Source organism: Kitasatospora sp. NPDC088783, from assembly GCF_044750705.1.
Taxonomy (GTDB): Bacteria; Actinomycetota; Actinomycetes; order Streptomycetales; family Streptomycetaceae; genus Kitasatospora; species Kitasatospora fiedleri.
Genome location: NZ_JBIVKJ010000012.1, coordinates 162,335 through 187,798, shown reverse-complemented (window position 1 = coordinate 187,798; position 25,464 = coordinate 162,335). Strand labels below are relative to the sequence as shown.

Annotated in this window: 23 protein-coding genes; 12 read left to right on the top strand and 11 right to left on the bottom strand. The window is 74.9% G+C overall.

Going from position 1 to position 25,464, the window contains the following annotated elements; translation table 11 throughout:
- Nucleotides 1–13 precede the first annotated feature (13 nt).
- Nucleotides 14–946, bottom strand: coding sequence for a rhomboid family intramembrane serine protease (locus tag ACIP60_RS29080; protein WP_400689708.1), 933 nt, complete (start codon nucleotides 944–946; stop codon nucleotides 14–16).
- Nucleotides 947–1,083: 137 nt separating this feature from the next.
- The gene (locus ACIP60_RS29075) at nucleotides 1,084–2,238 is read right to left on the bottom strand and encodes a methyltransferase (protein WP_400689705.1); all 1,155 of its coding nucleotides are present in this window, start codon (nucleotides 2,236–2,238) and stop codon (nucleotides 1,084–1,086) included.
- Between the two features lie 41 nt (nucleotides 2,239–2,279).
- Between ACIP60_RS29075 and ACIP60_RS29070 the strand changes: the two genes are divergently transcribed.
- Nucleotides 2,280–3,263: an ADP-ribosylglycohydrolase family protein gene (locus ACIP60_RS29070; protein WP_400689702.1), complete on the top strand. Its 984-nt coding sequence runs from the start codon at nucleotides 2,280–2,282 to the stop codon at nucleotides 3,261–3,263.
- On the opposite strand, the gene ACIP60_RS29065 is transcribed toward ACIP60_RS29070, so the two are convergent.
- Together ACIP60_RS29065 and ACIP60_RS29060 are read right to left on the bottom strand one after the other, a co-directional pair.
- The gene (locus ACIP60_RS29065) at nucleotides 3,250–4,464 is read right to left on the bottom strand and encodes a beta-ketoacyl-[acyl-carrier-protein] synthase family protein (protein WP_400689699.1); all 1,215 of its coding nucleotides are present in this window, start codon (nucleotides 4,462–4,464) and stop codon (nucleotides 3,250–3,252) included. The two genes, ACIP60_RS29070 and ACIP60_RS29065, sit on opposite strands and share 14 nt — an antisense overlap.
- A gap of 170 nt (nucleotides 4,465–4,634) precedes the next feature.
- Nucleotides 4,635–5,231: a TetR/AcrR family transcriptional regulator gene (locus tag ACIP60_RS29060; protein WP_400689696.1), complete on the bottom strand. Its 597-nt coding sequence runs from the start codon at nucleotides 5,229–5,231 to the stop codon at nucleotides 4,635–4,637.
- Between the two features lie 176 nt (nucleotides 5,232–5,407).
- On the opposite strand from ACIP60_RS29060, the gene ACIP60_RS29055 reads away from it, so the two are divergent.
- Together ACIP60_RS29055 and ACIP60_RS29050 are read left to right on the top strand one after the other, a co-directional pair.
- Nucleotides 5,408–6,934 carry an APC family permease gene (locus ACIP60_RS29055; protein ID WP_400689694.1) on the top strand — a complete coding sequence of 509 codons (1,527 nt, stop codon included), beginning with the start codon at nucleotides 5,408–5,410 and terminating at the stop codon, nucleotides 6,932–6,934.
- Nucleotides 6,935–7,020: 86 nt separating this feature from the next.
- Nucleotides 7,021–8,637, top strand: coding sequence for an amidohydrolase (locus tag ACIP60_RS29050; protein WP_400689692.1), 1,617 nt, complete (start codon nucleotides 7,021–7,023; stop codon nucleotides 8,635–8,637).
- Nucleotides 8,638–8,696: 59 nt separating this feature from the next.
- Here the strand turns inward: ACIP60_RS29050 and ACIP60_RS29045 are convergent, their stop codons facing one another.
- The gene (locus tag ACIP60_RS29045) at nucleotides 8,697–9,398 is read right to left on the bottom strand and encodes a MerR family transcriptional regulator (RefSeq protein ID WP_400689689.1); all 702 of its coding nucleotides are present in this window, start codon (nucleotides 9,396–9,398) and stop codon (nucleotides 8,697–8,699) included.
- 81 nt (nucleotides 9,399–9,479) lie between these two features.
- Between ACIP60_RS29045 and ACIP60_RS29040 the strand changes: the two genes are divergently transcribed.
- The gene (locus ACIP60_RS29040; protein ID WP_400689686.1) at nucleotides 9,480–10,703 is read left to right on the top strand and encodes an erythromycin esterase family protein; all 1,224 of its coding nucleotides are present in this window, start codon (nucleotides 9,480–9,482) and stop codon (nucleotides 10,701–10,703) included.
- A gap of 121 nt (nucleotides 10,704–10,824) precedes the next feature.
- On the opposite strand, the gene ACIP60_RS29035 is transcribed toward ACIP60_RS29040, so the two are convergent.
- From ACIP60_RS29035 to ACIP60_RS29015, 5 genes are all read right to left on the bottom strand, one after another.
- The gene (locus ACIP60_RS29035) at nucleotides 10,825–11,517 is read right to left on the bottom strand and encodes a nicotinamide riboside transporter PnuC (RefSeq protein WP_400689683.1); all 693 of its coding nucleotides are present in this window, start codon (nucleotides 11,515–11,517) and stop codon (nucleotides 10,825–10,827) included.
- Nucleotides 11,518–11,632: 115 nt separating this feature from the next.
- Nucleotides 11,633–12,070: a riboflavin kinase gene (locus ACIP60_RS29030; protein ID WP_400689680.1), complete on the bottom strand. Its 438-nt coding sequence runs from the start codon at nucleotides 12,068–12,070 to the stop codon at nucleotides 11,633–11,635.
- Entirely contained in the window at nucleotides 12,063–12,578 is a 516-nt protein-coding gene (locus ACIP60_RS29025; protein WP_400689677.1) for a flavin reductase family protein, read from the bottom strand. Before ACIP60_RS29025 ends, ACIP60_RS29030 begins: the two co-directional genes overlap by 8 nt.
- A gap of 99 nt (nucleotides 12,579–12,677) precedes the next feature.
- Nucleotides 12,678–14,024 carry an NtaA/DmoA family FMN-dependent monooxygenase gene (locus tag ACIP60_RS29020; RefSeq protein ID WP_400689674.1) on the bottom strand — a complete coding sequence of 449 codons (1,347 nt, stop codon included), beginning with the start codon at nucleotides 14,022–14,024 and terminating at the stop codon, nucleotides 12,678–12,680.
- A 105-nt stretch (nucleotides 14,025–14,129) separates the two neighbouring features.
- On the bottom strand, nucleotides 14,130–15,047 hold the full coding sequence (locus ACIP60_RS29015; protein WP_400689671.1) for a ribokinase: 918 nt from the start codon (nucleotides 15,045–15,047) through the stop codon (nucleotides 14,130–14,132).
- Nucleotides 15,048–15,269: 222 nt separating this feature from the next.
- Here ACIP60_RS29015 and ACIP60_RS29010 point away from each other — a divergent pair, with 222 nt between their 5' ends.
- Nucleotides 15,270–16,268 carry a LacI family DNA-binding transcriptional regulator gene (locus tag ACIP60_RS29010; RefSeq protein ID WP_400689668.1) on the top strand — a complete coding sequence of 333 codons (999 nt, stop codon included), beginning with the start codon at nucleotides 15,270–15,272 and terminating at the stop codon, nucleotides 16,266–16,268.
- Nucleotides 16,269–16,353: 85 nt separating this feature from the next.
- On the opposite strand, the gene ACIP60_RS29005 is transcribed toward ACIP60_RS29010, so the two are convergent.
- Complete coding sequence (locus ACIP60_RS29005; RefSeq protein WP_400689665.1) at nucleotides 16,354–17,538, bottom strand: hypothetical protein; 1,185 nt, start codon at nucleotides 17,536–17,538, stop codon at nucleotides 16,354–16,356.
- A 104-nt stretch (nucleotides 17,539–17,642) separates the two neighbouring features.
- Here ACIP60_RS29005 and argC point away from each other — a divergent pair, with 104 nt between their 5' ends.
- The 7 genes from argC to argH all read left to right on the top strand — a co-directional run bounded on the left by argC (nucleotide 17,643) and on the right by argH (nucleotide 25,402).
- A complete protein-coding gene (gene argC / locus ACIP60_RS29000; RefSeq protein WP_400689662.1) occupies nucleotides 17,643–18,671 on the top strand; it encodes an N-acetyl-gamma-glutamyl-phosphate reductase in 1,029 nt (342 codons plus the stop codon).
- Nucleotides 18,668–19,852 (top strand): bifunctional glutamate N-acetyltransferase/amino-acid acetyltransferase ArgJ, encoded by a 1,185-nt coding sequence (gene argJ / locus ACIP60_RS28995; protein WP_400689659.1) that lies wholly within the window; start codon nucleotides 18,668–18,670, stop codon nucleotides 19,850–19,852. Before argC ends, argJ begins: the two co-directional genes overlap by 4 nt.
- 22 nt (nucleotides 19,853–19,874) lie before the next feature.
- Nucleotides 19,875–20,807: an acetylglutamate kinase gene (gene argB, locus ACIP60_RS28990; protein ID WP_400689656.1), complete on the top strand. Its 933-nt coding sequence runs from the start codon at nucleotides 19,875–19,877 to the stop codon at nucleotides 20,805–20,807.
- Nucleotides 20,804–22,006: an acetylornithine transaminase gene (locus ACIP60_RS28985; RefSeq protein ID WP_400689653.1), complete on the top strand. Its 1,203-nt coding sequence runs from the start codon at nucleotides 20,804–20,806 to the stop codon at nucleotides 22,004–22,006. The genes argB and ACIP60_RS28985 overlap by 4 nt, the downstream gene beginning before the upstream one ends.
- 25 nt (nucleotides 22,007–22,031) lie before the next feature.
- On the top strand, nucleotides 22,032–22,586 hold the full coding sequence (locus tag ACIP60_RS28980; protein WP_400689650.1) for an arginine repressor: 555 nt from the start codon (nucleotides 22,032–22,034) through the stop codon (nucleotides 22,584–22,586).
- Nucleotides 22,587–22,696: 110 nt separating this feature from the next.
- Nucleotides 22,697–23,890 carry an argininosuccinate synthase gene (locus ACIP60_RS28975; RefSeq protein WP_033253685.1) on the top strand — a complete coding sequence of 398 codons (1,194 nt, stop codon included), beginning with the start codon at nucleotides 22,697–22,699 and terminating at the stop codon, nucleotides 23,888–23,890.
- 90 nt (nucleotides 23,891–23,980) lie between these two features.
- Nucleotides 23,981–25,402, top strand: coding sequence for an argininosuccinate lyase (gene argH / locus ACIP60_RS28970; RefSeq protein ID WP_400689646.1), 1,422 nt, complete (start codon nucleotides 23,981–23,983; stop codon nucleotides 25,400–25,402).
- The last annotated feature ends 62 nt before the right edge of the window (nucleotides 25,403–25,464 follow it).

The window sequence follows — 25,464 nt, the reverse complement described above, 5'->3', positions numbered from 1 at the left end:
CGGTGACGGTCCGTCAGAAAAGGTGGACCAGTCGGTCGGTGGCGATCACCGTCACGACCACCACCAGGGAGAGCACCGCGCTCAGGTTGATCGTCTGGACCAACCCGCGCTGCTCCCGCGGCGCGTAGCCGAGGCCGGCCCCGGCGGCCAGGCCGGCGAGCAGGCCGCCCAGGTGGCCCTGCCAGGACGAGAAGCCCGCCGACAGCACCATCCACACCACGAAGGTCACCAGCAACTGGCTGCCGCCGAGCGGGTCGTAGCCCTGGCGGCGGCTGAGCACCCAGTAGCCGCCGGCCAGGCCGAAGACCGCGCCGGACGCGCCCAGGGTCAGGGTGTGCGGCGCGAACAGGTACTCCAGCGCGGCGCTGCCCAGCGCGGACAGCAGGTAGAGCGCGAGGAAGCGCAGCACGCCGAGGCGCTCCTCGACCACCCGGCCCAGCGTCCACAGCCAGTACATGTTGAACACGATGTGCAGCACGCCCATCGGCCACGCGGTCGGCTCCAGGTGCAGGAACGCGTGGGTGATCAGCCGGTACCACTCGCCGTGCGCCACGCCCGACAGGTGCGGCACGTACGTGGCCGGGTCGGTGCCCGCGGACGGCGCCAGCACGCCGGAGCCGAGCATCGCGAACCGGTCGACCGTCTCCGGCCGGACCAGCTCCACCAGGTACGCGGCCACGTTCAGCGCGATCAGCACGAGCGTCGCGTACGGGCGGGTGGTGATCCGCCCGCCGAACGCCGTCCGGGCCCGGCGGACGCCCTGGTGGCCGGACTTGACGCACTCCACGCACTGGTAACCGACCGCGGCCTCGCGCCGGCAGTCCGGGCAGACGTGCCGGTCGCAGCGGGTGCAGCGGACGTACGACTCCCGTCCGGCGTGCCGGAAGCAGGTCGGTGACGCCGCCTCGGGAGCGTCGGCTCCCGGGGCGGGGTGTGCGGTGTCCATGGTGTGGCCTCCCCTGGCCGGTGGTGCTCGGCCGCGGGGCGTCCACGGCGATGTCCCACGGCGAAACGGCGCTCACCCTAGAGCACGGCGCGGACGGCGCGTCCGGCAGGGGAGGGCCGGGGCGGCGGGGGCCGGGCTCAGCGGCGGACGGTGCTCAGCACGACGAACTTCGGACTGCCCGCCACGGTGCGGCAGTTGCCGAACAGGCGGCGCAGCGTGACGTGGTAGCCCAGGTGGCGGTTGCCGACCACGCGCAGTTCGCCGCCCGGGCGCAGGACGCGGCGGGCGCCGGTGAACATCCGGCGGGCGACGGCGTCGGTGGTGGCCTGGTGGGAGTGGAACGGCGGGTTCAGCAGGACCAGGTCGGCGGAGGCGTCCGGGAGGTCGGCGAGGGCGTCGGCGACCAGGAAGTCGGCGCGGCGCTCCGGGCCGAGGTTGGTGCGGAAGGTCTCCTCGGCGGAGGCCACGGCCTGGAACGACTCGTCGACGAAGAGGAGTTCGGCGTCCGGGTCGGCGAGGGCGGCGGCGGTGCCCAGGACGCCGTTGCCGCAGCCCAGGTCGACGACCCGGCGCGGGGCGCCGGCCGGGGCGGGCAGGTGCTGGAGGAGGAACCGGGTGCCGATGTCGAGGCGGTCGGCGCAGAACACGCCCGACTGGTTGGCGACCTGGCGCCCCGAGAGCACGCCGATGCCGTCCGGCAGCCGGTAGCGCAGCGGCCACGGGTTGGCGGGGCGGGCGAGGGCGGGGTCCGGGGTGGTGCGGATCAGGCGGGCCTTGCGGACGGCGAGCGAGGTGCGGGTCGGGCCGAGGATCCGCTCGAACAGGGTCAGGGTGGAGGTGTGGATCTCGGTGACCATGCCGGTGCCCAGCACCGGGGTGTCCGGGTGCACGGCCGGGGCGAGGCGGTGCAGCTGGTCCTCCAGCAGCGCGAGGCTCTTCGGGACGCGCACCAGCAGCAGGTCGATCCGCTCCGGCGGGGCGTCCTGGGTGCTGCGGACCTCGACGGCGGCCGGGTCGAGGCCGTTGCGGGCCAGGTTCGCGGCGACCGCCCGGGAGGCGAGGTGGGAGTCCGTGACGGCGGTGACGGCGGCGCCCTTCGCGGCCAGCGCGGTGCAGAGCGCGCCCCAGCGGTCGCCGAGCACGGTGACGGCCCCGTCCAGCGGCACCGCCCGCTCGTCCAGGTCGCGCAGCAGGTACTCGTCGGCGGCGTCCCAGGCGCGCAGCTGCTCGCGCGGGTCCTCGGGGAAGCGGGCCAGCTCGAACTCGCCCCAGGCGGTGGTGAAACAGTTCATCGTGCCCCCAGGCTAGCGGAGGGCGAGCAGGTCACCGGCCGGTGACGGAGAGTGGGGCGGACGTGCGGCAGCGGCGGGAACGGGTGGTCGGGGCGGTCCTCGGCTCGGCGGTCGGGGACGCGCTCGGCGCGCCCTTCGAGTTCGGGCCGGCCGGGATGTTCGGGGCGCGCTTCCCCGGCGCGGCCACCATGTGCGGCGGCGGCGGGTGGGACGCGGGCGAGGCCACCGACGACACCCAGCTGGCCGTCCACCTGGGCGAGTCGCTGCTGGCGGCCGGGGGACTCGACCTGCCCGACATGTTCGAACGGTTCCGGGGGTGGGCGGCGGGCGGCCCCAAGGACATCGGCATCCAGACCGAGATCGTGCTCGGCGGCGGCCTGCCCTGGGACCTCGCCGCCGCCGTCCACTTCCAGACCGAGGGGCGGGCCGCCGGGAACGGCGCGCTGATGCGGGCCGTCACCGGGGCGGTGTGGTTCGCCCCGCAGGGGCGGGCGGCGACGATGGCCGCGGCCCGCCGGATCACCGCCCTCACCCACGGGGACGGCGCGGCCTGGGAGGGCACCGCGATCCTGCACGAACTGCTGCGGGTCGCCCTGGACGGCGGCGATCCGCTGGCGGCCGTGCCGCGGACGCTCGCGGCGGTGCGGGCCGAGCACCGGGAGCGCTGGGCGCGGGTCCTCGCGCCGGACTGGCGGCCGGAGCTGGCCACCGAGAGCAACGGGGCGGTGTGGGCCTGCCTGGGCTCGGCGCTCTGGGCGCTGCGGGTGACCGGCGGCTTCCCGGACGCGCTGCGGGCGGTGATCGACCTCGGCGGCGACACCGACACCACGGCGGCCGTCACCGGCGGGCTGGCGGGGGCGGTGTACGGGGCGGACGCGATCCCGGACGCCTGGCTGGGGCCGCTGCACGTGCCGCTGCCCCCGACCGGGCGGGTGCTGCGGGCGGGGGAGCTGGCGGCGCTGGCGGTGGCCCTGGACGCGGGCGGCCGGGGGGAGGTCGCGGGCGGGCGGGTCAGGGGGTGGTGAGGACCAGGCTCGCGTTGTGGCCGCCGAAGCCGAAGGCGTTGGTGAGGGCGGCGGTGTGCGGGAGCGGGCCGGGGGTGGTGAGCAGCCGCAGGGGCAGGCCCGGGTCGGGGGTGGTGAGGTTGCGGACGGCGGGGGCGTACTGGTGGTGCAGGGCGTAGGCGGCGGCGAGGGCGGCGAGGGCCCCGGCGGCGCCGAACAGGTGGCCGGTCATGGACTTGGTGGCGGTGACGGCGGGGCGGTGCGGGCCGAAGACCCGGCCGAGCGTCTCGGCCTCGGTGAGGTCGCCCTTGGGGGTGGAGGTGGCGTGGGCGTGCACCAGGCCGACGGCCTCGGGCGGCAGGCCGGCGTCGGCGAGGGCGCGGCGGACGGCGCGGGTCTGGCCGTCGGGGTGGCCGGCGGTGATGTGGTGGGCGTCGGAGGTGACGGCGGCCCCGGCGAGGACGGCGTAGCGGCGGGCGTCCGGGCGCAGGGTGGCGCGTTCGAGGACGAGCACCGCGGCGCCCTCGGCGATGACGAAGCCGTCGCGGCCGGTGTCGAAGGGGCGGGAGGCGCGTTCGGGGTCGTCGTTGCGCAGGGAGTGGGCGCGGGCCTGGGCGAAGCCGGCCAGCGGGAGGGGGTGCAGGCAGGCTTCGGTGCCGCCGGCGACGACGACGTCGGCGCGGCCGAGGCGGATCAGGTCGAGCCCGAGGGCGACGGCCTCCGCGCCGGAGGCGCACGCGCTGACGGGGGTGTGGGCGCCGGCCCGGGCGCCCAGGTCGATGGAGACCCAGGCGGCGGGGCCGTTGGCCATCAGCATGGGGACGGTGTGCGGGGAGACCTTGCGGACGCCTGAGCGTTCGAGGACGTCGTCCTGGTCGAGCATGGTGACCGCGCCGCCGGTGCCGGTGCCGATGACCACGGCGAGCCGCTCGCCGTCGACGGCGGGGCGTCCGGCGTCGGCCCACGCCTCGCGGGCGGCGATCAGGGCGAGCTGCTCGCTGCGGTCCAGGCGGCGGGCCTCGATCCGGTCGAGGACCGCGGCGGGCTCGACGGCGAGTTGCCCGGCGATCCGGATCGGCAGGTCGGCGGCCCAGGGGCGGTCGAGGGCGCGGATGCCGTTGCGCCCCTCGCACATGGCCTGCCAGGTGGCCGGGGCGGTTCCGCCGAGCGGGGTGGTGGCCCCGAGGCCGGAGACCACGACGGTGTCGTGTGCGGTGCGCATGGCGATACTCCCGTTGTGATGGCAGCACAATGATCGGGTTCTCCGGCGGTCGGCCGGGTGATCCGATGCCGCCTACTCTGCCAAGGGAGATGCGGAAGTTCGGCTGCCGGGCGCGACCGAGTCGCATGCGGTGAGTTTGTAGGGTCGTGACAAGTGGTGCTGACGGAATGTCACGGCAGCAGGGTGCGGGCCCGGGTCAGCAGGGCGGTGAGGGCCAGGTCGAAGGCGGCGTCGGTGCGCCCCGGGCCGGCGGCCCGCAGGGCCTCGGCGAGGCGGGGGGTGTCGGCGTTCGGGTCCCAGACCGTCTCGGGGGCGGCCAGGTCGAGCACGGAGCCGAGCACCACGTTCTCCACGGCGGTCAGCAGCGGCATCACGACGGGCGGCGGGAAGCCGCTGTCGACCAGCAGGGCGACGGCGCGCTCGTACTGGTCGAGCACCTCGGGGGCGGCCACCTGGCTGGTGGTCAGCAGCAGGACGGTGCGCGGGTGGGCGGCGAACGCGGCGCGGTAGGAGCGGGCCCACGCCTCCAGCGCGGCGTCCCACGGTCGCAGGTCGAGGGTGGAGAGGTCGATCGCGGCGGAGACCTGCACGCGCAGCAGTTCGACGATCCCGGCCCGGCCGTCCACGTGGTGGTAGACGGAGGCGGTCTGCACGCCGAGCCGGCGGGCGATCTGCGGGACGCTGAAATCGCCGCTCTCGTCGACCAGGGCGAGGGCCGTCGCGCCGATCCGCTCGCGGTCGAGCAGGGCCTTGCTGGGCCGTCCCACCGGTGCCGCCCCTCCGTCGCCTGGTCCTCGCGCACTGCCGTGACCTCGGATTCCGGGTCTTCCCAGAGGGTAGTGCGCGGGGCTAGGGTGCGGAAACCATCAACCTTTAGGTTTATGGTCGTCCGCAGTCGGGACCACCAGCCGGACTCCCCACCCGGCCGCCAGAAGGGCTCCCCATGACCGAAACCCCCCACGCCGTTCCGGGCGCCGCCACCGCCCCGGGCACCGCCACCGCCCCCGGTGACGCGCCCACGCTGCGCCGCGGCAGCCTCGGCACCGCCGACATCGCCTTCTTCGTGGTCTCCGCCGCCGCCCCGCTCACCGTGATGGCCGGCGTCGCCCCGCTCGCCCTGCTGATCGGCGGCACCGGCGCCCCGGCCGGCTACCTCGCCGCGGGCGTCACGCTGGCCGTCTTCGCGGTCGGCTTCACCACCATGAGCCGGCACGTCCGCAACGCCGGCGGCTTCTACGCGTACATCACCCGGGGCCTCGGCCGCCCCGCCGGCTTCGGCGCCGCGCTGCTCGCCCTGCTCGGCTACCTCGGCATGAACATCGGCGTGTTCGGCCTGCTCGGCTCCGCCACCCGGGACACCGTCCAGGCGCTCACCGGGCACCGCGTCCCCTGGCTGCTGCCCGCCCTGATCGGCCTGGCCGTGATCTGGTACGGCGGTTTCCGCTCCGTCGACTTCGGCGCCCGGCTGCTCGGCGTCCTGCTGCTCGCCGAGACCGGCATCCTGGTGCTGCTCGCCGCCGCCGTGCTGCTCAAGGGCGGCGCGCACGGGCTGAGCCTGCACTCCTTCGCGCCCGGCCACGTGCTCACCGGCGGCATGCCCGGCGTCCTGGCGATGGCCTTCGCCGCGTTCACCGGCTTCGAGTCCACCGTCATCTACCGCCGCGAGGCCCGCGACCCCGACCGCACCGTCCCGCGCGCCACCTACCTGGCCGTCGCCTTCCTCGGCCTGTTCTACGCCTTCGTGGTGTGGACCGTCATCCAGGCGTACGGCGACACCGAGGTGGTCGCCGCCGCCGCCCAGGACCCGGGCGGCCTGTTCTTCACCGCCATCGACCGGTACGTCGGGGCCTGGGCCGCCGACCTGATGCACGTGCTGATCGTCACCAGCATCCTGGCCTCGCTGCTGGCCTTCCACAACGCCACCAGCCGCTACGGCCTCGCCCTCGCCGAGGAGGGCCTGCTGCCCCGCGCGCTCGGCCGGATCCACCCCCGGCACCGCTCCCCGTACGTCTCCGGGCTCGCCCAGAGCCTGCTCGGCCTGGTCGTGGTGGCGGTGTTCGCCGCCGCCGGGGCCGACCCGTACACCCAGCTGCTGCTGTGGGTGAACACCCCCGGCATGCTCGCCCTGGTCGCGCTGCAACTGCTCGCCGCCGTCGCCGTGCCCTGCTGGTTCCGCCGCCGCCCCGGCCACGGCGAGGGCGCGCTGCGCACCGTCGTCGCGCCCGCCGTCGCCGCCGTGCTGCTGACCGGCGCGCTCTGGCTGGTGGTCGACCACATCGGGCTGCTGACCGGCGCGTCCGACACCGTCAACCGCGTCCTGATCCTGATCGTCCCCGCCGTCTTCGCCGCGGGCGTCCTGTACGCGCTGCGCACCCGGGCCCGCCGGCCCGGGGTGTACGCCGCGTTCGCCGCCGAACCGGCCGGGGACGCGCCGTCGCCCGCCGACTCCCCGGCGCGCGGCGCGGCCTGACCCACACTCGGCTGTCGAGACCCCCTCACCGGTTCTCGCCGACCTCTCGCCGACCCCTCGCCGACCCCTCGTTCCAGGAGCTCACCGTGTCGCCCGACACCATCGTCCTCGCCCGCACCGTCCACACCCTCGACGACGGCCACCGCGCCGCCGACCCCGCCGCCCCGGTGGGCGCCGTCGCCGTCCGGGACGGGCTGATCGCCGCCGTCGGCACCGCCGCCGACGCCCGCGACTGGCGCGGCCCCGGCACCGAGGTGATCGACCTCGGCGACGCCGTCCTCGTCCCCGGGCTGGTCGACGGCCACAGCCACCCCGCGTTCGGGCTCGAACTCGCCACCGGCGCCGACCTGTCCGCCGTCCGCGACCTGGACGGCCTGCGCGCCGCACTGGCCCGGGCCGAACGCCTGGACGGCTGGGTGCTGGCCTGGAACCTCGACCACAACGCCTTCGGCGGCCACCCCGTCCACCGCTCCGTGATCGAGGACGTGCTCGGCCCCGACACCCCCGCCTTCGTCCGGCTCTACGACGGCCACTCCGCCCTCGCCACCGGCGCCGCCCTGCGCGCCGCCGGCATCACCGGAGCGCGCGCCTTCGCCCAGCGCGCCACCGTGGTCTGCGACCCCGACGGCACCCCCACCGGCCACCTGATCGAGCACGCCGCGATGGACCTGGTCACCGCCGTCCTGCCCCGCCTCCCGCTGGACCGGCGGCGCGACGCCCTCCACGACCTGCTGCTGACGATGGCCGCCGGCGGCCTCGCCGGGGCGCACGTGATGGACGCCGGCGGCGACATCCTGGAACTCGTCCGCGCCATCGAGGACACCCGCCACCTGCCGCTGCGGCTGCGCATCGCCCCCTGGTGCATGCCCGGCACCGGCGCCGAGGGACTGCGCGAACTCGCCTCCCTCCAGGGCGAGTCCGGACGCAACTGGCTGGTCGGCGGCGTCAAACTCTTCGTGGACGGCACGGTGGAGGGCGGCTCGGCCTGGCTGGAGCGCCCCGACTGCCACGGCGAGGGCACCGCCGGGCTGTGGCTCGACCCCGCCGAATACACCGACGTGGTGCGGCAGTTGGACGCGTACGGGGTGCGCACCGCGACGCACGCGATCGGCGACGCGGGCGTGCGGCACGTCCTGGACACCGTCGCCGCGCTGCCCGGGCACGGCCGCGGCCGGCACCGGATCGAGCACATCGAGACACTCGGCGACGAACAGGCCCGCCGCTTCGCCCGGTTGGGCGTCCCCGCCTCCATGCAGCCCACCCACTCCGCGTACACCCGGGCCGACCACACCGACGCCTGGTCCACCCGCCTCGGCCCCGACCGCGCCGACCGCGCCTGGATCTGCCGCACCCTGCGCGACACCGGCGCCACCCTCGCCCTCGGCTCCGACTGGCCGATCGCCCACCACGACCCGCGCGGCGTCCTCGCCTACGCCAGGCTGCGCCGCCACGCCGGCACCGACACCGCGCCCGTCAACCCCGGCCAGGCCCTCACCCCGCTGATGGCCCTGGAGGGCTACACCACCCACGCGGCCCGCGCCGCCGGCGAACCCGACCACACCGGCCGCATCGCCCCCGGCCTGCGCGCCGACCTCACCGCCTTCGCCCTCGACCCGCTCACCGCCGACCCGGACGCCTTCGCCCGCTCGGCGGTACCGCTCACCATGTCGAACGGCGTGGTGACCAACCGGGGCGGGGCGTAGCCGAGTTCGAGCGATCTGCGGTCCGGCGGTGCGCTGGTCCGGTGGCGCCCCGGTCCGGGTCAGGGCGGGGACCCGAGGTAGGCGTGCAGGGCGGCCGCGCCGGTGAGGAGGGCGCGGCCGCGGGTGGTGAGGCGGTCCTGCCAGGCGGTCAGGGTGGGCCGGACGGCGTCCGGGGAGCCGGCCGTGCGCAGGCGGTGCAGGAGGTCGGCGGTGCGGGCCAGGCTGTGGCCGCCGCGGCGGAGTTGTTCGGCGAGGAGCAGTTCGCGGACCTGCGCGGGCGGGTAGACGCGGTAGCCGGTGCGGGCGTCCCGGGACGGGGTGACCAGGCCCGCGCGCTCCCAGGCGCGGAGGGTGGCCGGGCGCAGGCCGAGGCGGTGGGCGAGCGGTCCGATGCGGGTCGCGGCGGCGGGCGGCTGGCCGGGAGCGTCGGGTTCGGGCGGCAGGTGGTCGAGGGCGGTGCGGACGGCGTCCAGGGTGCGGCGGTCCTCGGCGAGCAGGGCGTGGCTGCCGTCGATCAGGCGCAGCGCCTCGGGCAGGTCGCCCGCGTTGGCGGCGCGCATGATCGCGGTGGCGGTCGGGTGGCCGTGCCCCGGGAGCAGGGCGAGGAAGGCGCGCAGCGCCGCCGCGTGGCGTTCGCCGTAGCGCCGGTACCCGTGCGCGGAGCGGTCGGCGGGCGGCAGGACGCCCGCCTCCTCGTAGTTGCGCACCGCCTGGGTGGACAGGCCGTGCTCGCGGGCGAGATCGATCGGGCGCAGCGGCATGGTGGTTGAGGGTTTTCTGCTCGATTCCCGGGCTGAGAGCGGAAAAGTCTACACCGTGGCTTCAACGATACGGTGGAAGTCATGACTGTCTCGCTCGGGGACGCCGCCCGCCCCTTCTCCGCCGCTTCCCTCGCCGCCCTCGTCCCCGCCGGCACCCGGCTGCTCGCCCTCGGCGAACCCACCCACGGCGCCGAGGAGTTCCTCGGCCTGCGCAACGAACTCTTCCGCCACCTGGCCACCGACCACGGCTACCGCTCGATCGCGGTCGAGAGCGACTGCCTGGCCGCCCGCGCCGTCGACGCGTACGTCGGCGGCGCGGCGGGCGACTGGGACACCGTGGTGCGGGAGGGGTTCGGCCACGGGTTCGGTGAGTTCGCCGGGAACCGCGAACTCGTGCGCTGGATGCGGGAGTTCAACGAAGGGGCGGAGGAGGGCGAACGGCTGAGGTTCTACGGGGCGGACGGCCCGCTGGAGATCACCGGGGCCGCCGCGCCCGGCCCTTCGCTCCTCCGGCTGCACGACTTCCTGGCCGCGCGACTGCCCGGCGAACTCCTGCCCGACCGCGCGGAGTTGCAGCGCCGCTGCGGGCCGGACGACCGCTGGACCGAACCCGCCGCCGCGCTCGACCCGACCCGCTCGGTGGGCCGCACCGAGGACGCCGTCCGACTGCGCCTGCTCGCCGACGAGTTGAACGTCCTGCTGGCCGCGCACCGCCCGCAGTTCGACGATGACGAGGACGCGCGCTGGCAGGCCGAACTCGACGCCCGCACCGCGACCGGCCTGCTCCGCTACCACGCCGCGACCGCCGGGGGCGGGCCCGACCGGCTCAACTCCCTGATGCGGCAACGCGGCCTGATGATCGCCGACAACCTCGAGGCGATCCTCCGCCGCGAGGCCCGCCGCGGACCGACCCTCGCCTTCGCCCACAACCGGCACCTCCAGCGCGAGGCCGCCCGCATCCCGCTCGGCGACCACCAACTCCGCTGGTGGAGCGCCGGATCACTCCTCGAATCCCGCCTCGGCGACGGCTACGCCTTCCTCGCCACCACCTTCGGCCACCGCGCCCCCGACGACCACCCCGCCCCCGACACCCTCGAAGGCCGCCTCACCACCCTCCCGGCCCCGCGCACCGTCCTCGACCCGACCCTCCTCACGGCGGCCCTGCGCGAGTCGGGACCGGTGAAGGCCCGAGTCCCGGCCGACCACACCTACTTCGGGCTGGACCCGGAGACGCTGGGCCTGGTCGACGGAGTGGTCTTCGTCCGGGCCATCGCACGCCAGCAGGGGCCGTTCGGCGGCGGCTGAGGAGGGGCGGGCGGACGCGCGGGTGGGGGAACCGCCGTCCGGACCACCCGTCCTGCCCGTACGCGCCGACCCGGGCCGGCCCTCGAGGGGGAGGGGCGGCCCGGGTGGGGGTGGGGCGGGGTCAGCGGGGGGTGTCCTCGCGGCTTTCGATCAGGACGGCGGGCTCCAGCGGGGAGGCGATCTCCTGCGGGCGGCTGCGGGAGGCCCAGTCGCGGATGCCGAGCACCACCATGACGAAGAAGATCGCGTAGACGATGCCGGAGAAGTACAGCTCCGAGTGGACCGCCAGCGGCACGCCGACCAGGTCGACCGCCAGCCAGACGAACCAGAACTCCACGTAGCGGCGGGCCTGGCTGTACATCGCGATGATCGAGCCGACGAAGATCCACGCGTCCGCCATCACCATCCACAGCGGCGCGCCCGGGTAGAACGAGGCGTCCTGCCAGTTGAGCACCGCGCCGAACGCGAGCGTGCCGAGCACCATCGCGGCGGCCAGCACCGCGCGCTCGGTCCAGTTCGCCCAGCGGACGTTGATGGTGCCCTCCTGCGCGCGGCTGCGCTTCCAGGTCGCCCAGCCCCAGGACGCCGAGACGATGATCACGACCTGCCGGGCGGCGTTGCCGCCGAGGTGCACGTTCAGGCTGGCGATCAGCAGGAACACCGAGCCGAGGATCTGCACCGGCCAGGCCACCAGCGACCGGCGCAGGGCCAGCCAGACGGTGGCGAGCGCCAGGATGTTGCCCAGGAAGTCGGACCAGTAGACGGGGAGGCCGAAGAAGCCGAACTGCTCGTTCAGCCAGTGGAACGCGCTCATGACTCACACCTTTGTTCGTTCGGAGCGAGGTGGTGGGGGGAGGGGGTGCGTGCCGGAAGGGGGTGGGGACGGTCGGCCCCGCCGGGAAGCGGGGGAGCGGCGGGGCCGACCGGGTTCAGGGGGTGGCGGTGCGGGGACCCGCGGTGGGGGCGGGTGCGGTGGCGAGCAGGGCCGCCGAGCGGCGGACGTCCTCGTGGGCGGCGCGCAGCAGGTCCTCGACGGTGGCGAACCTCTCGGTGTCGCGCAGCCGGGCGACGAACCACAGCTCGACCCGTTCGCCGTACAGGTCGAGGCCGTCCGGGGCGTCGTGGCAGTGCACCTCGACGTGGACCTCGGACGAGTCGCTGAAGGTCGGGTTGGTGCCGATGCTGATCGTCGCCCGGTGCACGTCCCCGGTCGACGGGCGGGTCAGCCAGCCGCTGTAGATCGCGGGCGGCGGGACGACCGCGCCGGGCGCGGGGGAGAGGTTCGCGGTGGGGAGGCCCAGGCCCCGCCCCCGGCCGGCGCCGTGGACGACGGTGCCGGACAGGGATGCCGGCCGCCGCTCAGGCATGCGGGGTGAGCTCGCGGAACTGGCTGGTGTGGAAGACCAACGGCTCCACGCCCGGGAACAGTTCGGCGCTCAGCAGTTCCAGCAGGACGATCTCGTGGTCCCCGCCGTCGTACGCCGGGCCGACCCGGGCGGTCAGCCACAGCGCGGCGTCGTGGATCAGCACCGCGCCGTCGGCCGTCGCCTGCCAGGGCGTGCCGTCGAACCGGTCGCCCGCCCGGGAGGCGAGCCTGCGGCACAGCGCGCCCTGGCCGCGGCTGAGCACGCTCAGGCCGAGCACCGGGGCCCCGGCCAGCCGGGGCCAGGTGGTGGAGGTGCGGGCCACGCTGATCGCCACCATCGGCGGCTCCAGCGAGATCGACACGAAGGAGCTGGCCGCGAACCCGACCGGCCCGCCGCCGCGCAGCGCACCGACCGCGACCACGCCGGTCGGGTACGCCCCGAACGCCCGCCGCAGCGCGCCCGCGTCCAACTCGGAAGAAATGCTGGGGTTTCGGTCGGTGGTGGCCATGACCGTCGCCGTCCTCTCGTCATGCCTGGTGCGTCGTGCCCGTGCGGCCTGAAGCGGTGCGGGGGAGGGGAAAGGAGGAGGGGGAGGAGGGGAAGCGGGTCAGTGGCGGTGCCGCGCGGCCGGGTGACTGGCGGGCAGCGCCCGGTCGCCGGAGCCGGTCAGGCGCTCGCGCAGCGACTCGCCGTCCGCGTACTCGCCGCGGAACGCGCCGCGCTCGCGCAGGATCGGCAGCACCGACTCGACGAACTCGACCGTGGAGGCCGGCTGGACGGTCGGCGAGAGCAGGAAGCCGTCCAGGTCGGCGCCCTCCGCCAGGGCGCAGAGCTCGTCGGCGATCTCCTCGGCGGTGCCGACCACCGGGCGGGCGCCCACGCCGTGGGTGTGCCAGTCGGCGAGCACGTCGCCGACCGTCTTCCCCGCGAACCGGGCGACCTGGGTCTGCGACATCTCGGTGGACAGCTCGGTCATCGGGGTGTCCGGCGCGTACGAGGACAGGTCCAGGCCGGTGAACATCGCGTACGAGGCGACGGTGACCTCCGGGCGCTGGGCGTCCAGCACGCGCTGCCAGCGGCGCTCGGCGTCCGAGGTGGTCGCGCCGACCACGCAGGAGAACGCCGACATCACCTTGACCCCGTCGGCCCCGCGCCCGGCCCGCACGGCCTCCGCGCGGATCGCCTCGGTGTGGCCGGCCAACTGCTCGACGCTGCCGCTGCCGACGAACATGCACTCGCCGTGCCGCCCGCCGACCCGGCGGCCCGCCGGGGACGCGCCGGCCTGGAACAGCACCGGGGTGCCCTGCGGGGAGCGGGCGGTGTTGCCGTAGCCGTGCGAGCGGAAGTACGGGCCCTCGTGCGCGACCTGGTGCACCTTCGCCGGGTCGGCGAACCGGCCGGCCTTGTCCTTCTCCAGGGCGTCCGGCTCCCAGGCGCCCTCCCAGTACTTGTAGACCAGGTCGAGGAAGTCCTCGGCCATCGCGTACCGGTCGTCGTGCGCGACCATGTCCATCCCGAACGCCTTCACGGCGGTGTCGGCGGTGCCGGTGGTCACCACGTTCCAGCCCAGTCGGCCGCCGGAGAGCTGGTCCAGGGTGGCCAGCCGGCGGGCGAACGCGTACGGCGGCTCGACCAGCACCGAGCCGGTCACCACCAGGCCCAGGTCGGTGGTGGAGGCCAGCAGCGCCGAGGCGATCACGAACGGGTCCAGCCGCGGCAGGTCGAGCGTCTCCTCGGTGGCGATCGGCGGGCGCACCCCGCCGATCTCCGACCAGCCCCAGGCGTCGGCCAGGAACAGGAAGTCCAGCTTGGCGTCCTCGCACAGCCGCGCGACCTCGCGCCAGTAGCCGAGGGTGTCGAACAGGTGGCGGCGGCTGTCGGGGTGCCGCCAGGTGGCGGTGCCGCTGGCGTTGGTCTGGGCGTTCTCGAACAGGCCGAGCTTGAGGCTGCGCATGGGTGTTCTCCGTTGAACAGGCGGTGCGGGGGAAGCGGTACGGCGGGGTGGTCGGGACGCCTGGACGTCGCGGGCGGTTCGGGACGCGGGGACGTCACGGGCGGTTCAGGACGCGGCGGGCCCGGGGGAGTCGAGCTGCGCCGCGCGGGGCATCGAGGACTGGGCGCCGAGCCCGGTGACGGCCAGCGAGGCCGCCCGGACGGCGCGGGCCGCGGCGGTGGGCAGGTCGGCGCCGCGGGCGAGCGCGTCGGCGAGGGCGCCGCAGAAGGTGTCGCCGGCGCCGACGGTGTCGACGGCGTCCACCACCGGGGCGGGCAGGTGGACGCTGCCGGGGTGGCCCGGCCGCTTGATCAGCGCCCCGTCCGCGCCGAGCGTGACCACCACCGCCCCGCAGGGCAGCGCGGCGCGCTCCAGCAGCTCGCGCGCGGCGGGCAGTCCGGAGACGGGCTCGGCGCCGAGCAGGGCGGCCAGCTCGCCCAGGTTGGGGACCAGGACGTCGACGGCGGCCAGCACCTCGGGGGCGACCGGACGGGCCGGGGCCGGGTTGAGCACGACCGTGCCGCCCTGCTCGCGGGCCCGCAGCACGGCGGCGGCCACCACCTCGGCGGCCACCTCGTGCTGGACCAGGAGCACCTCGCCGGGCGTGCGGGCCAGCCACTGCGGCAGGTCCTCGACCGAGAGCACGGCGTTCGCGCCCGGGTTGACCACGATGGTGTTCTCGCCCGCGCGGTCGACCACCACCGAGGCGATCCCGGTGCCGGCGTCCGGCGCGGTGAGCACCGCGTCGAGGTCCACGCCCTCGGCGGCCAGCACCCGCCGGATCGGCGCCGCGTCCGCCCCGACCCGGGCCACCAGGCGCACCTGCGAGCCGAGCCGGGCCGCCGCGACGGCCTGGTTGGCGCCCTTGCCGCCGACGCCCTCGACGAAGCCCCGCGCGAGCACGGTCTCGCCGGGCCGCGGCAGGTCCTCGACGGTCAGGACGAGGTCGCGGTTGACCGAACCGACGACGGTGATGGACGGCATCTGGACTCCTCGGGAGATCGATCTCCCACACTCTGGACCAGCGCTCACGGGCCGTCAAGTACCCTCGTGCTGCGCATTGCGCCGACTCGGGTCCACCGGGGCGCCACCCGCCGTTCCGAGGTCCGGCGGGCACCGTTCCGGGACCGGCGCCGCCGCCGAAGACCGCTCCGACCGCTCAGCCGTTCAACCGCTCCGACCGCTCCGACCGGGGAGGACCCCCACGTGACAGCGCCCCGACTCCTCGACGTGGCCGCCGCCGCCGGCGTCTCCCGCGCCACCGCCTCGCGCGTCCTGGCCGGCACCCCGCGCAACGTCGACCCCGACCTCGCCCGCCGCGTGGAGGAGGCCGCCCGGCGGCTCGGCTACCGCACCAACCACTCCGCGCGGGCGCTGCGCACCGGCACCACCGGCACCGTCGGCGTGGTCGTCCCCTCGCTCGCCAACCCGTACTTCGTCCAGCTCGCCGACGCCATCGCCCAGCAGGTCCGGGCGGCCGGCGGGCAGCTGGTGGTCTCCGACGCGGCGAACTCGCCGGCCATCGAGGCCGAGCAGATCGAGACCCTGCTGAGCGGACGGGTGGACGGGCTGCTGGTCGTCCCGGTCTCCGCCGCCGCCTCCGGGGCCGCCGTCCGGGCCGCCGCCGGGCGCGCCCCGGTGGTCCTGTTCGACCGCTGGGCGCACGACTCCGGCACCGTCGCCGTCACGCTCGACAACGCCGCCGCGATGCGCCTGCTCCTCGACCACCTCGACGCCCTCGGACGCCGCCGGATCGCCCTGGTCGCCGCCGACCAGGCGTCCTCCTCCGGCGCGGAACGCCTCGCCGCCTTCACCGCCGCCCGCGGCGCCGACGCCACCACCGTCCTGCTGCCCAGCTTCACCACCGACGCCGGCCGCACCGCCGGGCGCCGCGTCGCCGAACGCCGCGCCGAGATCGACGCCGTCGTCTGCGGCGCGGACGTCCTCGCCGTCGGCCTGGTCAGCACCCTCCAGCGCTCGGCGGTCTCCGTCCCCGGCGAGATCGCCGTCACCGGCTTCGACGACACCGAACTGCTCGAACTCCTCGACCCCCCGATCACCTCCATCCGCCACCCGCTCGCCGACATGGCCGAACGCGCCCTCACCCTCCTCCAGGGGCCGGCGGCCGACCGTGCCGAGAACGTCGAGCGCTTCCCCCCGCAACTCGTCGTCCGCGCCTCCACCGACGCGGACGCGCACGGCTGACCGATCGTCAAATCACTTACTGCGGAGGGGAGTTCACTCATCCTCCCGCCCCGCCCGGCCCGCACGCGACCGACCGGGCCGGGTGTCAGCTCTCCCGGGCCTTCGCCCGGTTGACGTGGGCCTGGATCCGGAGCCAGCCGGGGTCGGCGGGGGAGGCGTCGGTGACCGTCTCCAGGCTGTCGGCGTCCCAGGTGCCGCGGCCGTCGGTGAGGACGAGGTGGGGCTCCGGCGCGCCGTCCGCCGGGATCTCCTCGGTGCCCGCGAGGAAGGCCGCGAGGCTTCCGTCCGGGGCGGCGCCGGTCGGCGCGGGGCCCGCCGAGAGGAGGGCGAGTCCGCCGTCGGCCCGGGCGGCCAGCAGTTCGCCGGCCGCGGTGGCGGCCAGCGCGGTGACGGCCGCACCGCCCGGGCCGGGGTGCTCGACGGCCGTCCGGGCCTCCGCGTCCAGCTCGATCAGGGTGCCGCCGGGGGTGCCGATCCACAGCGCGCCGGGGCGGGGGCCGAAGGCGAGGGCGTGGCGGTGCCACTGCTCGTCCGTGCCGAGCACCGCGTGCAGGACCCTGCGCAGCGAGGGGAAGGCGAAGACGTCCAGCGAGTCGACGTAGGCGTTGCCCCGGAGGGCGACGTGCCGTCCGTCGGCGCTGAACAGCGGGGCGCCGTAGCCGTCGGCGTCGAGGACCAGGGCGCGCCGCACCGGTCGCATCGCGGCGGGCCCGCCGCCGGGGCCGTCGCCGGAGCGGGCGAACAGGCAGAGGGTGCCGCCCTGCTCGCTGACCAGGGTGGCGACGAGCCCGCCGGAGGGGTGGACGCCGACACCGGTGTCCCACCAGTGGGCGGAGCGGGTGGCGGGGGCGCCGGTGGCGGGGTCGAGGACGTCCGAGGTCTCCGCGCCGCCGCCGGAGGGTGCGGCCCACAGGCTGCGGCCGTCGGGGCTGAACGCCAGGTGCCGGTAGCCGGTGCGGGCGGGCAGCGGGGCGGCCGGGCCGTCGGGCGTCCAGCGCCGCAGCGCGCCGCCGTCGCCGACCACCAGCAGCGGCTCGTGCGGGTGCCAGGCGACCGGGGGCGGGACGGGGCCGCCCCGGGGGGTGGTGACGGCCGCGACCTGGAACGACGCGAGGGTGCGCAGCCGCCCGCCCGAGCAGTCCCATACCCGGATCGACCGGCCGTCGGCGCCGGTCCCGGCGGCCAGCGGGAGGCGGGGGTGGCAGGTCAGCCGCTGCACCGGGAGGTCGTCTTCGTCCAACAGGCGTGCCACGACGGCGAGATCGGTCATGGGCGCACCCCAGGGGGCGGGTGCGACAGGGTTCGGGCCCGCCGCATCCTTGCATGATTTTGCTGGGTTGCGTATATTCATGCCGGGTTTCAGGAGGGAATGCCATGGTATTGCGAGTAGCCGTAGCCGGAGCGAGCGGGTACGCGGGCGGTGAGGTGCTGCGACTGCTGCAGGCGCACCCGGAGGTGGAGATCGGGGCGCTGACCGGCGGTTCCAACGCGGGCCGGCGGCTCGGCGCGCTGCAGCCGCACCTGATCGGCCTGGCCGACCGGGTGCTGGAGCCGACCGACGTCCAGACGCTGGGCGGGCACGACATCGTGTTCCTCGGCCTGCCGCACGGGCAGTCCGCGGAGATCGCCGCCCAGCTCGGCGAGGACGTCCTGGTGGTCGACCTGGGCGCCGACCACCGGTTGAAGTCGGCGGCCGACTGGGAGCAGTTCTACGGCTCCCCGCACGCCGGGACGTGGCCGTACGGCCTGCCCGAGCTGCCCGGCCACCGCGAGGCGCTGCGCGGCAGCCGGCGGATCGCCGTGCCGGGCTGCTACCCGACCGCCGTCACGCTGGCGATGTACCCGATGTTCGCCGCGGGCCTGGCCGAGCCGGAGGCGGTGATCACCGCCGCGTCCGGCACCTCCGGCGCGGGCAAGGCCGCCAAGACGCACCTGCTGGGCAGTGAGGTGATGGGCTCGATGAGCCCGTACGGCGTCGGCGGCGGCCACCGGCACACCCCGGAGATGGCGCAGAACCTGGCCCCGCTCGCGGGCGAGCCGGTCACCGTCTCCTTCACGCCCACCCTGGCGCCGATGCCGCGCGGCATCCTCGCCACCTGCTCGGCCAAGGCCAGGCCCGGCACCACCGGCGCCGAGCTGCGCGCCGCGTACGAGAAGGCGTACGGCGACGAGCCGTTCGTCCACCTGCTGCCCGAGGGCCAGTGGCCGCACACCTCGTCCGTGTACGGGTCGAACGCGGCGGTGCTGCAGGTGGTGCTGGACGAGCACGCCGGGCGGATCATCGCGATCAGCGCGATCGACAACCTGGTGAAGGGCACCGCGGGCGGCGCGGTGCAGAGCATGAACATCGCCCTCGGCCTCCCCGAGGAGCTCGGCCTCCCGCTGAACGGAGTCGCACCGTGACCACCCAGAGCCAGCCCGGCGGCAACACCGGCGTCACCGCGGCCAAGGGCTTCCGCGCGGCGGGCGTCACCGCGGGCATCAAGGCGTCCGGCACCCCGGACCTCGCGCTGGTCGTCAACGACGGCCCGCGGCACACCGCCGCCGGCGTGTTCACCTCCAACCGGGTGCACGCCGCCCCGGTCAAGTGGTCGCGCCAGGTGCTGAACGACGGCGAGCTGGCGGCCGTGGTCCTCAACTCCGGCGGCGCCAACGCCTGCACCGGCCCCGAAGGCTTCCAGGACACCCACGCCACCGCCGAGAAGGTCGCCGCCGAACTCGGGATCGGCGCGATCGAGGTCGCGGTCTGCTCGACCGGCCTGATCGGCGTCCGGCTGCCGATGGACAAGCTGCTGCCCGGCGTCGAACTCGCCGTCGCCGCCCTGTCGGAGACCGGCGGCGAGAGCGCCGCGATCGCCATCAAGACCACCGACACCGTGCACAAGACCGCCCAGGTCACCGCCCCGGCCGGCTGGACGGTCGGCGGCATGGCCAAGGGCGCGGGCATGCTCGCCCCCGGCCTGGCCACCATGCTGGTCGTGCTCACCACCGACGCCGAGGTCGACTCCGCCGCACTGGACGCCGCGCTGCGCGACGCCACCCGCACCACCTTCGACCGGGTCGACTCCGACGGCTGCATGTCCACCAACGACACCGTGCTGCTGCTCGCCTCCGGCGCCTGCGCGGTCGCCCCCGAGCAGGCCGAGTTCGCCGAGGCCGTGCGCACCGTCTGCGCCGACCTGGCCCGCCAGCTGATCGGCGACGCCGAGGGCGCCTCCAAGGACATCCGGATCGACGTGGTCAACGCCGCCACCGAGGAGGAGGCCGTCGACGTCGCCCGCACCGTCTCCCGCAGCAACCTGCTCAAGTGCGCCATCCACGGCGAGGACCCCAACTGGGGCCGGGTGCTGTCCGCGATCGGCACCACCTCCGCCGCCTTCGACCCCGACCGGCTGGACGTCGCCATCAACGGCGTCTGGGTCTGCCGGGACGGCGGCGTCGGCGAGGACCGCGACCTGGTCTCGATGAAGGACCGCGAGGTCGTCATCACCGCCGACCTCAAGGCCGGTCGGGCCTCGGCCAGCATCTGGACCAACGACCTGACCGCCGAGTACGTGCACGAGAACAGCGCCTACTCCAGCTGACCCACGGGGGCCGACAACCGCCATGCAGATCGCACCCAAGGGCGAACAGGCCCGCAGCAACGCCGCCCTGCCCAAGGCCCGCACCCTGATCGAGGCGCTGCCCTGGCTGGAGCGCTTCCACGGCAAGACCGTGGTCATCAAGTTCGGCGGCAACGCCATGGTCGACGAGGACCTCAAGGCCGCGTTCGCCCAGGACGTCGTCTTCCTCCGGTTCGCCGGACTGCACCCCGTCGTCGTGCACGGCGGCGGCCCGCAGATCAGCGCCCAGCTGGAGAAGCTCGGCCTGGAGTCCTCCTTCACCGCCGGCCTGCGCGTCACCACCCCCGAGACCATGGACGTGGTCCGGATGGTGCTCGCCGGGCAGGTCCAGCGCGAACTGGTCGGCCTGCTCAACACGCACGGCCCGTTCGCCGTCGGCATGACCGGCGAGGACGCCCACACCATGACCGCCGCCAAGCGCTACGCCGTGGTCGACGGCGAGCAGGTCGACATCGGCCTGGTCGGCGACATCGTCAACATCGAGGCCGGCGCGGTGAAGGCGCTGATCGCCGACGGCCGCATCCCGGTGATCTCCTCGATCGCCCGCGGCGCCGACGGCCACGTCTACAACATCAACGCCGACACCGCCGCCGCCGCCATGGCGGTCGCGCTCGGCGCCGAGATGCTGGTCGTGCTCACCGACGTCGAGGGCCTGTACAAGGACTGGCCCGACTCCGACGACGTGATCAGCCAGCTGAGCGCCAGCGAGCTGGAGGAGATGCTCCCCACCCTGGCCACCGGCATGCTCCCCAAGATGGAGGGCTGCCTGCGCGCCGTCCGCTCCGGCGTGGGCACCGCCCGCGTCCTGGACGGCCGCGTCCAGCACAGCCTGCTGCTGGAGATCTTCACCGACGAGGGCATCGGCACCATGGTCGTGCCGGACGACGAGAGCACCGTACTGGGGGGACTGGCATGAGCAGCAACGACGCCATCATCGAGCGCTACCGGCACGCGCTGATGAACAACTACGGCACCCCGCGCATCCCGCTGGTGCGCGGCGAGGGCCCGCTGCTGTGGGACGCCGACGGCAAGCGCTACCTCGACCTGGTCGGCGGCATCGCCGTCAACGCGCTGGGCACCGCCCACCCGGCGGTCGTCGAGGCGGTGACCGGGCAGATCACCACCCTGGGCCACGTCTCCAACCTGTTCACGGCCGAGCCGACCATCCGGCTGGCCGAGAAGCTGATCGAGCTGGACGGCCGCCCGGGCCGGGTGTTCTTCTGCAACTCCGGCACCGAGGCCAACGAGGCCGCCTTCAAGATCTCCCGGCTGACCGGCCGCACCCACCTGGTCTCGCTCCGGGGCGCCTTCCACGGCCGCACCATGGGCGCCCTCGCGCTCACCGCCCAGCCCGGCAAGCAGGACCCGTTCCGGCCGCTGCCCGGCGACGTCACCCACGTCCCGCTCGGCGACGTCGAGGCCCTGCGCGCGGCCGTCACCACCGACACCGCCGCGGTCTTCCTGGAGCCGATCCAGGGCGAGAACGGCGCGATCCCGCTCCCCGAGGGCTACCTGAAGGCGGCCCGCGAGATCACCCGCGCCACCGGCACCCTGCTGGTCCTGGACGAGATCCAGACCGGCATCGGCCGCACCGGCCACTGGTACGCCCACCAGGCGACCGAGGGCGTCGACCCCGACCTCGTCACCCTCGCCAAGGGCCTCGGCGGCGGCCTGCCGATCGGCGCCGTGCTCGCCTTCGGCCCGGCCGCCGACCTGCTCGGTCCCGGCCACCACGGCACCACCTTCGGCGGCAACCCGGTGGTCGCCGCGGCCGGCCTCGCCGTGCTGGACACCATCGAGCGGCAGGGCCTGCTGGAGCACGCCGCCAAGCTCGGCGAGCGGCTGCGCACCGGGATCGAGGCGATCGGCGACCCGCTGGTCGACCACGTCCGGGGCAAGGGCCTGCTGCTGGGCATCGTGCTGACCGCGCCGGTGGCCGGGAAGGTCCAGGCCGCCGCCCAGGAGGCGGGCTTCCTGGTCAACGCCGCCACCGCGGACGCCGTCCGGCTGGTCCCGCCGCTGGTGCTCACCGAGGAGCAGGCCGACACCTTCCTCGCCGCGCTGCCCGAGATCCTCCGGACGGTCCGCGAAGCCGCCCCCGACGCGAACAGCTGAGCGTCTTTCAGGAGAATCATCAGTTATGACCGAACCCCGCTCCGAGCACACGACCCCCGCCACCGGCCCCACGCCGCAGGTCCCGCAGACCCGCACGGCGCGCCACCGGCGGATCGTGGACCTGCTGACCCGTCAGCCCGTCCGCTCGCAGAGCCAGCTCGCCAAGCTGCTCGCCGACGACGGACTCGTGGTCACCCAGGCCACCCTCTCCCGGGACCTGGACGAGCTCGGCGCGGTGAAGATCCGCAACCGGGACGGCGCGCTCATCTACGCCGTCCCGGCCGAGGGCGGGGACCGCACCCCGCGCGCCCCGATGGGCGAGTCCGCCAGCGAGGCCCGGATGGCCCGGCTGGCGGGCGAGCTGATGGTCTCCGCCACCGCCTCCGGCAACCTGGTGGTGCTGCGCACCCCGCCGGGCGCGGCCCAGTTCCTGGCCTCCGCGATCGACACCGCGGAGGTGTTCGAGATCCTCGGCACCATCGCCGGGGACGACACCGTGCTGCTGATCAGCCGCGACGCGGCCGGCGGGCAGGCGCTCGCCGACCACCTGATGCAACTCGCCCAGGCCAAGTCGCAGTAGCTCCGAGGCGTTTCAAACACGCTGTGCGGTACTGGTTTGTGAACTCATACGCGGTGGTGCATACTTATGCCTAACGCCGCATGGAACCTGTGTTGTGAATGGAGATAGCCGTGACCGATCGCGTCGTACTCGCCTACTCGGGCGGTCTGGACACGTCCGTCTGCATCGGCTGGATCGCCGAGGAGACCGGCGCCGAGGTCATCGCCGTCGCCGTCGACGTCGGCCAGGGCGGCGAGGACCTGGAGGTCATCCGCCAGCGCGCGCTCGACTGCGGCGCCGTCGAGGCCGAGGTCGCCGACGCCCGCGACGAGTTCGCCGACGAGTACTGCCTGCCGGCCCTCAAGGCCAACGCCCTGTACCAGGGCCAGTACCCGCTGGTCTCCGCGCTCTCCCGCCCGGTGATCGTCAAGCACCTGGTCGCCGCCGCGCAGAAGCACGGCGCCACCACCGTCGCCCACGGCTGCACCGGCAAGGGCAACGACCAGGTCCGCTTCGAGGTCGGCATCCAGTCGCTGGCCCCGAGCCTGAAGTGCATCGCCCCGGTCCGCGACTACGCGATGACCCGCGATAAGGCGATCGCCTTCGCCGAGGCCAAGAACCTCCCGATCGTCACCACCAAGAAGAACCCGTACTCGATCGACCAGAACGTCTTCGGCCGCGCCGTCGAGACCGGCTTCCTGGAAGACATCTGGAACGCCCCGATCGAGGACGTCTACGAGTACACCCAGGACCCGGCCGCCCCGCGCGAGGCCGACGAGGTCGTCATCACCTTCGAGGCCGGCGTGCCGGTCGCGGTCGACGGCCGCAAGGTCACCGTGCTCCAGGCCATCGAGGAGCTCAACAAGCGGGCCGGCGCCCAGGGCATCGGCCGCCTCGACATGGTCGAGGACCGTCTGGTCGGCATCAAGTCCCGCGAGATCTACGAGGCCCCCGGCGCGATCGCCCTGATCACCGCCCACCAGGCCCTGGAGAACGTCACCGTCGAGCGCGAACTGGCCCGCTACAAGCGGCAGGTCGAGCAGCGCTGGGCCGAGCTGGTCTACGACGGCCTCTGGTTCTCCCCGCTCAAGCGCGCCCTGGACGGCTTCGTCAACGAGGCCAACCAGCACGTCTCCGGCGAGATCCGGATGGTCCTGCACGGCGGCCGCGCCGTGGTCAACGGCCGCAAGTCGGACCGGTCGCTGTACGACTTCAACCTCGCCACCTACGACACCGGCGACACCTTCGACCAGTCCATGTCCAAGGGCTTCATCGAGATCTTCGGCATGTCCTCGAAGATCGCCGCCCGCCGCGACCTGGCCTGATCCACCACCGGTACCCGCCCCGACCGCCCGTGGCGGCCGGGGCGGTGCCACACCCAGACCTGCTGTGCCACACCCGAAGGAGCCCACGCGATGACCGCCGACCAGCCCGCAGACGTCCGCCTCTGGGGCGCGCGCTTCGCCGACGGCCCCTCCGAGGCCCTGGCCAAGCTCTCCGCCTCCGTCCACTTCGACTGGCGGCTCGCCCCCTACGACATCGCCGGCTCCAAGGCGCACGCCCGGGTCCTGCACGGGGCCGGGCTGCTCAGCGCGGCCGAACTCGACGCCATGCTGGCCGGGTTGGACCAGCTGCTGGCCGACGTCGAGTCCGGCGCGTTCGTGGGCACCGTCGCCGACGAGGACGTCCACACCGCCCTGGAGCGCGGCCTGCTGGAGCGCCTCGGCCCCGACCTCGGCGGCAAGCTGCGCGCCGGGCGCTCGCGCAACGACCAGATCGCCACCCTGTTCCGGATGTACCTGCGCGACCACGGCAAGGTCATCGGCGCGCTGGTCCTCGACCTCCAGCACGCCCTGGTCGGCCTCGCCGAGGCCCACCCCACCACCGCGATGCCCGGCCGCACCCACCTCCAGCACGCCCAGCCGGTGCTGTTCGCCCACCACGTCCTCGCCCACGTCCAGGCCCTCGGCCGGGACGCCGAGCGGCTGCGCCAGTGGGACACCCGCACCGCCGTCTCGCCGTACGGCTCCGGCGCGCTGGCCGGCTCCTCGCTCGGCCTCGACCCGGAGGCCGTCGCCGCCGAACTCGGCTTCGAGCGCGGCTCGGTGGGCAACTCGATCGACGGCACCGCCTCGCGCGACTTCGTCGCCGAGTTCGCCTTCGTCACCGCGATGATCGGCATCAACCTCTCGCGGATCGCGGAGGAGATCATCATCTGGAACACCAAGGAGTTCGGCTTCATCACGCTGCACGACGCCTTCTCCACCGGGTCGTCGATCATGCCGCAGAAGAAGAACCCCGACATCGCCGAGCTCGCCCGCGGCAAGTCCGGCCGCCTGATCGGCAACCTGACCGGCCTGCTGGCCACCCTCAAGGCGCTGCCGCTCGCCTACAACCGCGACCTCCAGGAGGACAAGGAGCCGGTCTTCGACTCCTGCGACACCCTGGAGGTCCTGCTGCCCGCCTTCACCGGCATGATCGCCACCCTGACGGTGCACCGCGAGCGGCTGGAGGAGCTGGCCCCGGCCGGCTTCTCGCTCGCCACCGACATCGCCGAGTGGCTGGTCAGGCAGGGCGTCCCGTTCCGGGTCGCGCACGAGGTGGCCGGCGCCTGCGTCAAGGTCTGCGAGGCCGAGGGCATCGAGCTCTCCGACCTGACGGACGCCCAGTTCGCCGCGATCTCCCCGCACCTCACCCCCGAGGTCCGCACCGTCCTCTCGGTCCACGGCGCGATCGCCTCCCGCAACGGCCGCGGCGGCACCGCCCCGTCGGCCGTCGCCGTCCAGCTCGCCGAGATCAAGGAGGACCTCGCCGCCCAGCAGTCCTGGCTGGGCTGAGCGGTCTCCGGCAGGCACCGGCCCGGGGGCCCGGGGGACGGCGGAACGGCTCCGGGCCCGCC

Bases quoted from the DNA above. Each gene is read 5' to 3' on its own strand.
- ACIP60_RS29080 (WP_400689708.1), bottom strand. From the start codon at position 946: ATGGACACCGCACACCCCGCCCCGGGAGCCGACGCTCCCGAGGCGGCG.
- ACIP60_RS29075 (WP_400689705.1), bottom strand. From the start codon at position 2,238: ATGAACTGTTTCACCACCGCCTGGGGCGAGTTCGAGCTGGCCCGCTTC.
- ACIP60_RS29065 (WP_400689699.1), bottom strand. From the start codon at position 4,464: ATGCGCACCGCACACGACACCGTCGTGGTCTCCGGCCTCGGGGCCACC.
- ACIP60_RS29055 (WP_400689694.1), top strand. From the start codon at position 5,408: ATGACCGAAACCCCCCACGCCGTTCCGGGCGCCGCCACCGCCCCGGGC.
- ACIP60_RS29045 (WP_400689689.1), bottom strand. From the start codon at position 9,398: ATGCCGCTGCGCCCGATCGATCTCGCCCGCGAGCACGGCCTGTCCACC.
- ACIP60_RS29040 (WP_400689686.1), top strand. From the start codon at position 9,480: ATGACTGTCTCGCTCGGGGACGCCGCCCGCCCCTTCTCCGCCGCTTCC.
- ACIP60_RS29035 (WP_400689683.1), bottom strand. From the start codon at position 11,517: ATGAGCGCGTTCCACTGGCTGAACGAGCAGTTCGGCTTCTTCGGCCTC.
- ACIP60_RS29030 (WP_400689680.1), bottom strand. From the start codon at position 12,070: ATGCCTGAGCGGCGGCCGGCATCCCTGTCCGGCACCGTCGTCCACGGC.
- ACIP60_RS29025 (WP_400689677.1), bottom strand. From the start codon at position 12,578: ATGGCCACCACCGACCGAAACCCCAGCATTTCTTCCGAGTTGGACGCG.
- ACIP60_RS29020 (WP_400689674.1), bottom strand. From the start codon at position 14,024: ATGCGCAGCCTCAAGCTCGGCCTGTTCGAGAACGCCCAGACCAACGCC.
- ACIP60_RS29015 (WP_400689671.1), bottom strand. From the start codon at position 15,047: ATGCCGTCCATCACCGTCGTCGGTTCGGTCAACCGCGACCTCGTCCTG.
- ACIP60_RS29005 (WP_400689665.1), bottom strand. From the start codon at position 17,538: ATGACCGATCTCGCCGTCGTGGCACGCCTGTTGGACGAAGACGACCTC.
- argC (WP_400689662.1), top strand. From the start codon at position 17,643: ATGGTATTGCGAGTAGCCGTAGCCGGAGCGAGCGGGTACGCGGGCGGT.
- argB (WP_400689656.1), top strand. From the start codon at position 19,875: ATGCAGATCGCACCCAAGGGCGAACAGGCCCGCAGCAACGCCGCCCTG.
- ACIP60_RS28985 (WP_400689653.1), top strand. From the start codon at position 20,804: ATGAGCAGCAACGACGCCATCATCGAGCGCTACCGGCACGCGCTGATG.
- ACIP60_RS28980 (WP_400689650.1), top strand. From the start codon at position 22,032: ATGACCGAACCCCGCTCCGAGCACACGACCCCCGCCACCGGCCCCACG.
- argH (WP_400689646.1), top strand. From the start codon at position 23,981: ATGACCGCCGACCAGCCCGCAGACGTCCGCCTCTGGGGCGCGCGCTTC.